The organism is Klebsiella sp. CN_Kp100 (genome assembly GCF_040065315.1).
Lineage (GTDB): Bacteria > Pseudomonadota > Gammaproteobacteria > Enterobacterales > Enterobacteriaceae > Klebsiella > Klebsiella oxytoca.
The window spans coordinates 127,693-140,286 of record NZ_JBEAIJ010000040.1; the positions used below are offsets into that span (position 1 = coordinate 127,693).

The window sequence follows — 12,594 nt, forward strand, 5'->3', positions numbered from 1 at the left end:
AGCAGGTCATGCAGAATCCGTCCACCCCGTTGGTGAAAACCCGGCAGGGGATACTATCCGGCACCTCTGAAGAGAACATTCATATCTGGCGCGGTATTCCTTATGCCGCGCCGCCCGTCGGCGATCTTCGCTGGCGCGCGCCGCAGCCTGCTGCCCGCTGGCAGGGCGTGCGCCGGGCAGAGACCTTCTCGGCCTCCAGCTGGCAGGATATTGAATACTGCCGCGAGCTCGGCGGCGGCGATCCCGGCAGCTTTTCCGAAGATTGCCTCTACCTTAATGTCTGGTCGCCCGCCGCCCGATCGCAGCCGCTGCCGGTTATGGTCTGGCTGCACGGCGGGGGCTATACCATCGGCGCGGGAAGTTTGCCGCCCTATGACGGTAAAGCCTTAGCTTCCCGCGGCGTGGTAGTGGTGACGGTCAACTACCGGCTCGGGCATCTGGGCTTTTTTGCTCATCCGGCGCTGGAAGGGGAAGACGGCGAGCGTATCTATAATTTCGCGCTACTCGATCAGATCGCCGCCCTGCAGTGGGTGCAGGAGAACATTCACGCCTTTGGCGGCGATGCGGCTAACGTGACGCTGTTCGGCGAATCCGCCGGCGCGCGCAGCGTGCTGTCGCTGATGGTTTCGCCTAAGTCCAGAGGCTTGTTCCATAAAGCGATAATCCAGAGCGGCTATACCTTGCCCGATCTGCCGCGAGAGAAGGCGCTGGCGAAGGGGCAGCTTATTGCGGAACACTTTTCTTTGCCGCAGGCCAGCGCCGAACAGCTGCGGGCGATTCCGGCGCAAGCGTTCTGGTCGTTGACCGCGCCGTTGACCATCGGCCCGGCACCCGTGGTTGGCGATGCCGTGCTGCCGCAGCCGATGCTGGAGACTTTTTTTAGCGGACGTCAGCATCCCCTGCCGGTGATGATCGGTTCGAACAGCGATGAGGCGAGCGTCATGGCGGTGTTTGGCGTCGATATCGCCGGGCAGATCCAGAAGCTTCGCCGTGAACGCCGTTTCGGTCTGGGTCTAATTAAATTGCTCTATCCCGGCGTGAAGGGAGATGAAGCGCTGGGGCGCGAAGTTTGCCGGGATATGGCCTTTACCACTCTGGGCTATGTGGTGATGCAGGCTCAGCAGCGAGTAGGGCAACCGTGCTGGCGCTACTGGTTTGACTACGTGGCCGAGGCGGAACACCAGACCTATCCGCACGGCGCGTGGCACGGTAATGAAGTGGCATACGTTTTTGACAATCTCGACCTTGCCGAGCCGGTACGAAATTATGCCAACGATCGCGACAGAGACTTTGCCGCCCGGGTCGCCGACTATTGGGCGAACTTCGCTCGCTTCGCCGGCAATGACTGTCATGAACTCTCAGGGCCGGTACGCTGGCCCGCCAGCGTGCGCGGACGGGATCGCCTGCTGCGAATCGGGCTGCACAAACGGGCCGGCTTTAAGGTGGAGAACCGCTTTATGCGCGCGCGTCTGGCGCTGTTTCGTCGGGTCATGAAGCATCATGTGACGCTGGATTAACATTATTCACAAAATCTCCGCTAGCCGGGTGGCGTTCTGCAAATGGGACAATGCGTCCCACTTTCGGCGGCTAATCCTCAGCCAGTGATTACACTATGATCAGCCTTATTAACACCATCTCCGCAGAACCGGCGTTCTGACGGAAAATCTGACGTTAAAATGAGGAAGAAACCATGGCCAAACCGTATGTTCGTCTGGATAAAAATGATGCCGCCGTGCTGCTGGTCGATCACCAGACCGGATTGCTTTCACTGGTGCGCGATATTGATCCTGATAAATTCAAGAACAACGTCCTTGCCCTTGGCGACCTGGCGAAGTATTTCGGTCTGCCGACCATCCTGACCACCAGCTTCGAAAACGGCCCTAATGGTCCGCTGGTGCCTGAGCTGAAAGAGCAATTCCCGGATGCCCCCTATATTGCGCGCCCGGGTAATATTAACGCCTGGGATAACGAAGATTTCGTTAAGGCAGTGAAAGCGACGGGCAAGAAGCAGCTGATCATTGCCGGGGTGGTGACGGAAGTGTGCGTGGCTTTTCCGGCGCTATCGGCTATTGAAGAGGGGTTTGATGTATTTGTGGTGACCGACGCTTCCGGCACCTTTAACCCGATTACCCGCGATGCGGCCTGGGATCGGATGTCGCAGGCTGGCGTGCAACTGATGTCGTGGTTTGGCGTTGCCTGCGAACTGCATCGCGACTGGCGTAATGATATCGAAGGACTGGGCACGCTGTTCTCCAACCATATCCCGGATTATCGCAACCTGATGACCAGCTTTAATCTTCTGAATCAAAAATAAGCTTCTCTGCGGCCGGCGCTCGGCTGGCCGCTTCCTCTTTCTCTTCACTGTCGCTGAATTAAGCATCAAACGCCGCCGGTTGGCGAAATCATCGCCGCCCCTGGCTATCGGCAATTCGGTCTGGTCCGGTGGACATATTTTTTTCACCTGATTTCTGCCCTCAACAATTGGATTATCAATCGTTTTTGTCTAGAGTGAGCGACATTCACGACGCATGGGTTTGTTACGTCGCGTCTCAATTCACATATGAAGAAGGATGCTCTCTCAGGCATGAACCGCAGACGTTTTCTCAAATCTTCCATGGCTGTTGCCGCCGTATGCGGAACGTCAGGAGTCGCCTCTCTATTTTCTAAAGCCGCATTCGCCGAAGATTCGGGAATTGCCGATGGGCAAACGCGCCGTTTTGATTATAGTGTCCTCCAGTCGATGGCCCACGATCTTGCCCGTCAGCCATGGGGCGGCGCGCCTCGCGATCTGCCGCCAACCCTGGCAACCCTGACGCCGCAGGCCTACAACAGCATTCAGTATGACGCCGCGCACTCCCTGTGGAGCAACATTGAAGAGCGCAAGCTGGATATCCAGTTTTTTCACGTGGGAATGGGGTTCCGCCGCCGCGTGAGAATGTTCTCGCTGGATTCACAAACTCAACAGGCACGTGAAATACACTTCCGGCCTGAACTGTTTAAATACAATGATGCCGGCGTCGACACCAAACAGCTGGTGGGCCAGAGCGACCTGGGTTTTGCCGGTTTTCGCGTATTTAAGGCCCCTGAACTGGCGCGTCGCGACATCGTCGCGTTCCTCGGCGCCAGCTACTTCCGCGCGGTGGACAGCACTTACCAGTACGGTCTTTCCGCCCGCGGCCTGGCGATCGATACCTTTACCGATACGCCGGAAGAGTTTCCTGACTTCACCTCTTTCTGGTTTGAGACCGTTAAACCGGGAGCCACGGTATTTACCGTCTATGCGCTGCTCGACAGTCCAAGCGTCACCGGCGCCTATAAGTTCATCGTTAACTGTCAGGAGACGCAGGTGATCATGGATGTGGAAAACCATATCTATGCGCGCAAAGACATCAAGCAGCTGGGCATCGCGCCGATGACCAGTATGTTCAGCTGCGGTAATAACGAACGGCGAATGTGTGACACCATCCATCCGCAAATTCACGACTCTGACCGTCTGTCGATGTGGCTGGGCAACGGCGAGTGGGTTTGTCGCCCGCTGAATAACCCGCAAAAGCTGCAGTTCAACGCTTTCCAGGATAAGAATCCGCGCGGTTTTGGCCTGCTGCAGCTGGATCGCGACTTCTCCCACTATCAGGATATTATGGGCTGGTACAACAAGCGCCCGAGTCTGTGGGTCGAACCGCGTAACCAGTGGGGCAAGGGGGCCGTCAACCTGATGGAGATCCCGACCACTGGCGAAACGCTGGATAACATCGTCTGCTTCTGGCAGCCGGAGAAGCCGGTGAAAGCCGGGGATGAACTGGACTTCCGTTATCGTCTCTACTGGAGCGCGCAGCCGCCGGTACGCTCGCCGCTGGCGCGGGTGATGGCAACGCGGACGGGGATGGGCGGTTTCCCGGAAGGCTGGGCGCCGGGCGAACACTATCCGGATAAATGGACCCGTCGGTTTGCTATCGATTTTGTCGGCGGCGACCTGAAGGCCGCTGCGCCTAAAGGCATCGAGCCGGTCATTACCCTGTCGAGCGGTGAAGCGAAACAGATAGAAATCCTCTACGTTGAACCCTTTGATGGCTACCGCATTCAGTTTGACTGGTATCCGACTTCGGATTCGACTGACCCGGTTGAGATGCGCATGTTCCTGCGCTGCCAGGGGGAGGCTATCAGCGAGACCTGGCTGTATCAGTACTTCCCGCCGCCGCCGGATAAACGCAACTATGTCGACGATCGGGTAATGAGGTAAGTGTCCGTTACTGCGCCCGCCGGGTAACCGCGCGGGCGCGTATTTTTTTAATCACATCGTTAATCAGAGTGCGCCATGTCCGCCGAAAACAGATCTGCTATCGAACATATCCCCGTTACGGATTCTCTCTCCCTGCGCGCGGTTGACGAGCGTCACGTGCCGGAACTGCATCAGCTGGTGATGAAAAACCAGCGCTGGCTTCAGCAGTCGCTGAGCTGGCCCGCTGAGGTGACTCACGAAGAGGAGACCCGCCGCCACGTGCAGGGCAACGTGATGCTCCACCAGCGCGGCTATGCCAAGATGTTTTTGCTCTTTCTGCAGGAGGAGATTGTCGGCGTGCTGTCGTTCAATCAGATAGAGCCAATCAACAAGACCGCTTACATTGGCTACTGGATTGATGAAAGCCATCAGGGGCAGGGGCTGCTTTCGCAGGCTCTGCAGGCGCTGATGGACTATTTTGCCCGCAGCGGTACGGTCCGCCGCTTTGTGATTAAGTGTCGGGTGGCGAACCACAAAAGCAATCAGGTGGCCCTGCGTAACGGTTTTAGCCTCGAAGGGTGCCTCAGGCAGGCTGAGTATCTCAACGGTTCGTATGATGATCAGAATATCTACGGACGCATTATTGATGAATTCCCGGGGCGCGGCTGACGCTTTACCCGGGCGACAGGACGTACGGCCGGATGCCCGGGCAAGGCGCGTAGAGCGCCGCCCCCGGGAACAGAGCAGGGGCCGGAGGCTGAAAACCCCGCAGCCGGGCGCAAAGGTTAAAGAAAGCCGACAATGGGCGTGCGGGTATAATGTTCGTCGCCGTTAATGACCTTCGCGCCCCGGATAGAAATGGCGTCTCCCGCGCTGGCTTCGATGCGCGCTTCATCGCCGATAGTGACCTGATGCTCGATCACCACATCGCCGCAAATCACCGTATGGCCTTCAATTAACACACTATCGTCCAGCAGAATCGGCCCGCCCCGCAGGTGCGCATGGCCGCCTACCATCACCCGATGCTTCAGCAGGCAGTTGCCTTCGACCACAGCGTGCTCCGCCACCTGCGAACTGTAGCGCAGGGTCGGGATAGCGTCTGCTTCCCACCCGGCGATAATCCTCGCATGGCCATAAACGCGGGCGTTATCGCAGATCCAGACGTCGTTCTCTTCATTACCTTCCAGCCGCGCATGATCGAAAATTTCCGCCCGGTGCTCGACAAAAGCGTGTTCGACAAACGCATCGCCGTAAATTTGTGCCTGGTGAACGACGCGCGATGCGCTGACCGTGGCCCGCTGATAAATGCGCAGGATTTTATCGTTGTCAGCAGTCAGACCTTGAGCAGCGATAATTAAACAGTGGGGGAGGATCCGCGCGTGGTCGGCCAGGTGGCAGCACCCGCGAATGCGCGAGTGTGAAACTGTGACGTTGTCACCTATTTGCGCATTATGGCTCACTGCGGCGCTATCCAGACAAGCGTTACCGTTGACGATGGCCCCATGGCTGATAATGCACTCGCCGGTTAAGCGCGCATTGCCCTCAATTTTTGCCCCGGCAAATACGGCGCTATTAGGATCATAAATCCAGCACGCGCCCTCGTGGCTAAGGGCTGCTTCATCGTCCAGCCAGCCGCCTTCATCACCGCTTTTTACGTCAGCGAAATCACGTAAGGCGACAATTTGCCGCAGATTTACGCTATGTTTGTTGCCGTCGGCCTCATAGTGAAACTGGCGAACCTTCTCGCTGAGGTAATATTTGCGCATCTGACTATCTCATTACGTATGGTTAACATAAACATAGCAAAAAACTCCGTAGCGCGTTTTTGAAGGTTCCTTTAAAATGCAACTTAATATAATTTTAAATTTTAAACAAAATGAATAAAACGCAGCGCGCGAGCCGGGTGCTGAATCTTCCGGCGGGCTATTTTGGTATGGTTCTGGGCATTATCGGCATGGGCTTCGCCTGGCGCTACGCCAGCACCATCTGGCCGGTGAGCCGGGTCGTCGGTGACGCCCTGGTGATCGCGGCTACGCTCATCTGGCTACTGCTGGCGCTGGCATTTATTACCCGGGCGGTCCGTTTCCCGCACAGCGTACTGCAGGAGATGCGACATCCGGTGGCCAGCAGTTTTGTCAGCCTGTTTCCGGCGACCACCATGCTGGTCGCCATCGGCTTTGTTCCCTGGCTGCGGCCGCTGTCGCTGGTATTATTCGCGATTGGGGTGGTGCTGCAGCTGAGCTATTCGGCATGGCAGAGCGCCGGATTATGGCGGGGGAAACATCCCAGCGAGGCAACTACGCCGGGTCTCTATCTACCGACGGTGGCGAATAACTTTATCAGCGCCATGGCCTGCGGCGCGTTGGGCTTTAACGACGCCGGACTGGTGTTTCTTGGCGCCGGGATCTTCTCCTGGCTAAGCCTGGAGCCGGTTATCCTGCAGCGCCTGCGCAGCGATGGCGAACTGCCGACGGCGATGCGGACTTCGCTCGGCATTCAGCTGGCGCCGGCGCTGGTGGCGTGCAGCGCCTGGCTGAGCGTAAACGGCGGCGAGGCGGATACCTTCGCTAAGCTGCTGTTCGGCTATGGTCTGCTCCAGCTGCTGTTTATGCTGCGGCTGATGCCCTGGTATCTACGCCAGCCGTTTAACGCCTCTTTCTGGAGCTTCTCATTTGGCATCTCCGCGCTGGCGACGACCGGGCTGCATCTCGGTCATCAGCATCCGGGCGGCTTTTTCCATACTCTGGCGTTCCCGCTGTTTCTGTTTACCAATCTGATCGTCGGCCTGCTGCTGGTTCGTACCTTCTTGCTGCTGGTGCGCGGTAAACTGCTTATTCGCGTTGAACGCGACGCATTATTAAAAAATAAGGATTAATCATGACGCTTCGTGACGAAAACTACTTTACCGATAAATACGGCATGACCCGCACCCATTCGGAGGTGCTGCACGCCGCCACGCTGATCGCCCCGGGCAGGGCGCTGGATCTGGGCTGCGGCAACGGTCGCAATAGCTTGTATCTGGCAGCCAACGGGTTTGATGTTACCGCGTGGGACAAAAACCCTGCCAGCATCGGTAATCTTGAGAGCATTCGTCAGGCGGAAGGGCTGGAGAATCTGCGGACGGCGATTAAGGATCTTAACGCCCTGAGCTTTGATGGCGAGTATGACTTTATTCTTTCCACCGTGGTGATGATGTTCCTTGATGCACAGACCATCCCGGGTCTTATCGCCAATATGCAACGCTGTACCAAACCCGGCGGCTACAATCTGATCGTTGCCGCTATGGATACCGACGATTATCCGTGCACCGTTGGCTTCCCGTTCGCCTTTAAACCGGGTGAACTTAGCCACTACTACCAGGGCTGGGCGTTCCTCAAGTACAACGAAGACGTCGGAGAACTCCACCGCACCGACGCCAACGGCAATCGCATCAAGCTGCGTTTCGCCACCATGCTGGCGCGCAAACCGGCCTAACGCGCGGCTAACAGGCAGAGCTGGAACGCGGTCTGATAAGAGGCTTCAAAAGCGCGCAGCGGCAGAAATTCAAACTTCGAGTGGAAGTTATGCGCGCCGGTGAAGAAGTTTGGCGTTAACACCCCTTTTGCCGACAGGGCCGCGCCGTCGGTGCCGCCGCGCATCGGCGTTGGTTTCGGCGTAATGCCTAAGCTTTCCATTGCTTCGAACATCAGATCAATGGCGCGGCGATCTTCGCCAATCGCATTGCTGATGTTGCTGTAGGTATCGCTGACGTGAAATTCCACCTTACCGGTTGGATACTGCGCGGCGATTTTTTGCGCCACTTCGCCGATCTGCTGCTTGCGGCGATTAAAGCTGGCGAGATCGAAGTCGCGGATGCTGGCCTGCAGTAGGGTGCTATTTTGATCGCCCTGGATGCCGTTAAACCACACGTAGCCTTCGCGTCCGGCCGTATATTCCGGCGTTTGCTGGCGATCGAAATGGCTCATGTAATCGGTGGCCATCAGCAGCGGGTTCACCAGTACGCCCTTTGATGACATCGGATGGGCCGTGACGCCGGTAAAACGGATCTCCGCGGCGGCGGCGTTAAAGTTCTCATAGACGATTTCGCCGAGCTCGCAGCAGTCGATGGTCCACGCAAAATCGACGGCAAAGCGCGAGAGGTCCAGCGCTTTCGCTCCCCGCAGACCCACTTCTTCATCCGGCACAAAGGCCACCACGATATCGCCGTGGCGATGCTCCGCCGTGAGGTTTTCCAGCACCGTCATCACCACCGTGACGGCGGATTTGTTATCCGCCCCGAGCACGCTGGTACCGTCGCTAAAAATAATCTCTTCATCGGGATAAGCGAGGATTTCCGGATGCTCGACGACGCGCAGCCAGATATCTTTCTCGCTGTTCAAACAGAGATCTTCACCAGTGAAGCGCAGAATTTGTGGATGAATCTCCGGTGACAAACCAACGTCAACGGTATCGATGTGGGTAATAAAGCCAATCCGCGGCGCGCCTGGGACATTGCCTTTTTTCACCGCCGTCACGGTGGCGTGTTCGTCAATCACAATGTCATCCAGCCCAAGCTGGCGTAGCTCATCCGCAAGGGCCTGTGCCATCGCGTGTTGCCCGGCGGTGGTGGGTAGGGTGGACGCTCGCGGATCGCTTTGGCTGGTTATCGCCAGATAGCGAAAGAAGCGTTGGGTTAATTGACTGGCCAGGGCTGATGACATAGTGATTCCTTCTTTATTCGAGTTTTCAGGTGTTTGCAATCAGGCTTTAGTGTTATGTATGGAAGGGAAAACAACAAGCTATTCATTAGCTGACAAATTAAAAAGGAAAACATATGCAACGCAGATTCACGACGCTTGCTCTGGCGGTAGCGGCCCTGACGGCCAGCTCAGCTATTAGCGCAAAAACGCTGGTCTACTGTTCAGAAGGATCGCCGGAAAACTTTAACCCTCAACTCTATACCTCGGGAACCAGCGTGGATGCCAGCGCGGTACCGGTCTATAACCGGCTGGTTGACTTTAAAGCCGGTACTACGGAATTAGTGCCGAGCCTGGCCGAAAGCTGGGAAGTCAGCGAAGATGGCAAAGTTTATACTTTCCATTTACGTAAAGGCGTTAAATTCCAGAGTAATAAATATTTCAAACCCAGCCGCGATTTTAATGCCGATGATGTTATTTTTTCATTTATGCGGCAAAAAGATCCTCATCATCCTTATCACAATGTCTCCAACGGCAATTATTCTAATTTTGAAAGCCTGGAGTTTGGTCAGTTAATTACCGCAATCGATAAGCCTGATGAATATACGGTGCGTTTTACATTAGCGCATCCTGAAGCGCCATTTGTCGCCGATCTTGCCTGGTATTTTGCCTCTATTTTATCGGCGGAATATGCCGATGCGATGTTAAAAGCCGGCACGCCAGAACGCGTGGACATGGACCCGATTGGCACCGGTCCGTTCAAACTCGCACAGTATCAAAAAGATTCCCGCATTCTCTTCACCGCTTTCCCGGAATACTGGCAGGGGAAAGCCCATATCGATCGCCTGATTTTCAGCATCACGCCGGACGCTTCGGTGCGTTACGCCAAGCTGGAGAAAAACGAGTGCCAGGTAATGCCGTTCCCCAATCCGGCAGACCTGCCGCGAATGAAAGAGAACAACGCGATCAATCTGATGAGCAAAGCGGGCCTCAACACCGGTTTCCTGGCGTTTAATACGCAAAAAGCGCCGCTGGACAACGTCAAGGTGCGCCAGGCCTTAGCGATGGCGATCAATAAACCGGCGATCATTGAAGCCGTCTTCCACGGCACCGGTACGGCGGCGAAAAACCTGCTGCCGCCGGGGGTATGGAGCGCGGATAGCCAGCTTAAAGATTACGAGTATGACCCGCAGAAAGCGCAAGCGCTGCTGGCGGAGTCGGGCGTTTCCGGGCCGATAACCATCGACCTGTGGGCGATGCCGGTGCAGCGTCCTTATAATCCGAACGCCAAACGCATGGCCGAGATGATTCAGGCCGACTGGGCGAAAATCGGCGTGCAAACTAAGATCACAACCTATGAGTGGGGTGAATACTTAAAGCGGGTTAAGGATGGTGAACACCAGGCGGCGCTGATGGGCTGGACCACCGCGACCGGCGACCCGGATAACTTCTTTGGCCCGTTGTTTACCTGCCAGTCGGCAAACGGCGGCTCTAACTCGGCGAAATGGTGCTATCAGCCGTTCGATAACCTCATCGCCGAGGCGAAATCGATAACCGATCGCCAAAAACGCGAGACGCTCTATCTGCAGGCGCAGCAGATGATGCACGACCAGATGCCGGCGGTGATGATTGCCCACTCGACTATTTTTGAACCGGTACGTAAAAACGTTTCTGGTTACGAAATCGACCCCTTCGGCAAGCATATTTTTTATCAGGTTGATATAAAATAAATACGAAAAAACGGCCCGCCGGCAGCGGCGGGTTTATTTTTTTACGCTACTTGACGTATCACCACTTTTGCCACAAAACTTACCCCTGTCTTTTGCTATAACACTTGCCGATAGATGGTATTCACAGGGATCAAACTATATGCGTACTCAGTTATTTTTTAAGGTCGCCGCGCTGGCTGGCCTGTTAGCCCTGGCCGGTTGTTCATCAAAACTGGCTAAACCTGAACAATATTCCGGTTTTTTAAAAGATTACTCAGGTTTAAAAGAAACCACCTCCGCTTCCGGTAAACCGGAGCTGCGCTGGATTTCTGCGGATTACAATCCGAACAACTATGACAATATCGTTTATAACCCCATCACCTATTATCCGGTCCCTAAGCCGACGACCCAGGTTGGCGAAAAGGCGCTCAGCGATATCCTTAATTACACCAACAAAGAGATGAAACAGGCTATTTCCGAGCGTAAACCGCTGGCTACCACCGCAGGGAAACGCAGCCTGATCTTCCGCGGCGCCATCACCGGCGTGGATTCCAGCAAAGAAGGCCTGCAGTTCTACGAAGTGATTCCGGTGGCGATGATTATCGCCGGTACCCAGGCGGCAACCGGTCACCGTACCATGGACACCAACCTGTTCTTTGAAGGTGAGCTGATTGACGCGGCGACCAAAAAGCCGGTTATCAAAGTGGTCCGTAAGGGCGAAGGTAAAAACCTGTCCAACGAAAATACGCCGCTCACCGTCGAGACCCTGAAGCAGGTGATCGATGATATGGCGATTGACGCGGTGAAATTCGACCCCAATAACCGTTAATCAGGCGTATCCGTGAATAAAGGCGCTAGTGGTTGATAGCGCCTTTTTCATTTCTTCTCGACGGCAGCGCGAGCGTCAGCAGCGATCCGAGCGAACTCAGGCCAGCCTGCGCCGCAGCAGCCACTGCTCCGGGCGAGCAAACATCACCAGATTGCCGAGCAGAATCAGCGCTAACCCGGCGACGGCGTTGCTATGCCAGACGTAGCCCTCATAAAAGGTGGAAATCGTCAGCGCGACGAGCGGAAATAACAGGGTACTGTAGGCGGCTTTGCTGGCGCCGATTCGCCCCACTAGCGTGAAATAGGCGCCGAAAGCGATCACCGAGCCAAACACCGCCAGATACAGCAGCGCGCCCATATAGCTTAGCGTCCACTGCGGGGCAAAACTATCGCCGCGTACCAGGGCGATAGCGCCCATGACCAGCGTGCCGTAAAGCATAGCCCAGCTGTTGGTGGTCAAGGTTTCCAGGCCGCGGCGCTGGTGGCGAAGGCTGAGCATATTGCCGAGCGAAAATCCGTAGGTGCCTAATGCGCTGAGCGCAATACCGAGTAGCAGCGAGGCATTGAGGCCGCTGGCCCACAAATCATCCCAGAAGAGCGTTACGATCCCCGCCAGTCCCAGCGCGGCGGCCAGCCAGAAACGGCCCGGAGGCTGCTGGCTGAAAAAGAGAAAACTGTTAATCGCGTTAAACAGCACCGCCATGGAGAAGATCACCGACTCCAGCCCGGTATTGATATACGCAGCGGCGGTATAGAAGCACCAGAAATTAAAGCAGAAGACACAGCAGCCCTGCAGCAGGCAGAAAAGATGGTCCCGGGCGGCCAGCGGGCGAAGACGGCGGGTAACCAGCAGAATGGTCAGCATGGTGATGCTGGCGACGGCAAAACGCCAGAAAATAGACACCGGCGCGGCGACCGGCCCCTGCTGCAAAAAGATAGCAATCCATGTCGTACCCCAGATAACGACGACTAACCCGTAGAGTAATGCGTTCAAAATGTCTCTCCTGTGAGTGTTGTACCCGTCATTTTGCAGCCTCGCCATGCTCCGCGCTGTCATCCACGTGTTGCCGACTTGCAAATTCTTGCGCTTATTTTGCGTTGGCGGCGGGCGAAAGCTGGTATCCGTCAGCGACTCTTCTTAGACTAGGGATCTGCGGAAACT

The 12,594-nt window shown here is 56.0% G+C and carries 11 protein-coding genes; 8 read left to right on the top strand and 3 right to left on the bottom strand.

Translation table 11 applies throughout. The features are described 5' to 3' along the window. Nucleotides 1-8: 8 nt before the first annotated feature. The 4 genes from ABLV12_RS16905 to rimL all read left to right on the top strand — a co-directional run bounded on the left by ABLV12_RS16905 (nucleotide 9) and on the right by rimL (nucleotide 4,888). Entirely contained in the window at nucleotides 9-1,517 is a 1,509-nt protein-coding gene (locus ABLV12_RS16905; protein WP_047719877.1) for a carboxylesterase/lipase family protein, read from the top strand. A 173-nt stretch (nucleotides 1,518-1,690) separates the two neighbouring features. Continuing rightward, nucleotides 1,691-2,314, top strand: coding sequence for an isochorismate family cysteine hydrolase YcaC (ycaC, locus tag ABLV12_RS16910; protein WP_004101775.1), 624 nt, complete (start codon nucleotides 1,691-1,693; stop codon nucleotides 2,312-2,314). A 270-nt stretch (nucleotides 2,315-2,584) separates the two neighbouring features. After that, entirely contained in the window at nucleotides 2,585-4,240 is a 1,656-nt protein-coding gene (locus ABLV12_RS16915) for a glucan biosynthesis protein (protein ID WP_004101777.1), read from the top strand. A gap of 75 nt (nucleotides 4,241-4,315) precedes the next feature. After that, the gene (gene rimL / locus ABLV12_RS16920) at nucleotides 4,316-4,888 is read left to right on the top strand and encodes a 50S ribosomal protein L7/L12-serine acetyltransferase (RefSeq protein ID WP_004101779.1); all 573 of its coding nucleotides are present in this window, start codon (nucleotides 4,316-4,318) and stop codon (nucleotides 4,886-4,888) included. A gap of 116 nt (nucleotides 4,889-5,004) precedes the next feature. On the opposite strand, the gene ydcK is transcribed toward rimL, so the two are convergent. Then, nucleotides 5,005-5,985 (bottom strand): YdcK family protein, encoded by a 981-nt coding sequence (gene ydcK, locus ABLV12_RS16925; RefSeq protein WP_064396102.1) that lies wholly within the window; start codon nucleotides 5,983-5,985, stop codon nucleotides 5,005-5,007. Between the two features lie 110 nt (nucleotides 5,986-6,095). Here ydcK and tehA point away from each other — a divergent pair, with 110 nt between their 5' ends. After that, nucleotides 6,096-7,094 carry a dicarboxylate transporter/tellurite-resistance protein TehA gene (tehA, locus tag ABLV12_RS16930; RefSeq protein ID WP_017145963.1) on the top strand — a complete coding sequence of 333 codons (999 nt, stop codon included), beginning with the start codon at nucleotides 6,096-6,098 and terminating at the stop codon, nucleotides 7,092-7,094. A 2-nt stretch (nucleotides 7,095-7,096) separates the two neighbouring features. Further along, on the top strand, nucleotides 7,097-7,693 hold the full coding sequence (gene tehB, locus ABLV12_RS16935; protein WP_004101785.1) for a tellurite resistance methyltransferase TehB: 597 nt from the start codon (nucleotides 7,097-7,099) through the stop codon (nucleotides 7,691-7,693). Here the strand turns inward: tehB and pepT are convergent. Beyond that, nucleotides 7,690-8,919 (bottom strand): peptidase T, encoded by a 1,230-nt coding sequence (gene pepT, locus ABLV12_RS16940; protein ID WP_004101787.1) that lies wholly within the window; start codon nucleotides 8,917-8,919, stop codon nucleotides 7,690-7,692. The genes tehB and pepT overlap by 4 nt on opposite strands. A 113-nt stretch (nucleotides 8,920-9,032) precedes the next feature. Between pepT and ABLV12_RS16945 the strand changes: the two genes are divergently transcribed. Together ABLV12_RS16945 and ABLV12_RS16950 are read left to right on the top strand one after the other, a co-directional pair. Then, nucleotides 9,033-10,625, top strand: coding sequence for an ABC transporter substrate-binding protein (locus ABLV12_RS16945; protein ID WP_023320885.1), 1,593 nt, complete (start codon nucleotides 9,033-9,035; stop codon nucleotides 10,623-10,625). Between the two features lie 139 nt (nucleotides 10,626-10,764). Beyond that, entirely contained in the window at nucleotides 10,765-11,433 is a 669-nt protein-coding gene (locus ABLV12_RS16950; RefSeq protein WP_032728184.1) for a DUF3313 domain-containing protein, read from the top strand. 96 nt (nucleotides 11,434-11,529) lie between these two features. Here ABLV12_RS16950 and ABLV12_RS16955 read toward each other — a convergent pair whose 3' ends face one another. Next, a complete protein-coding gene (locus ABLV12_RS16955; protein WP_325905625.1) occupies nucleotides 11,530-12,426 on the bottom strand; it encodes a DMT family transporter in 897 nt (298 codons plus the stop codon). Nucleotides 12,427-12,594: the final 168 nt, after the last annotated feature.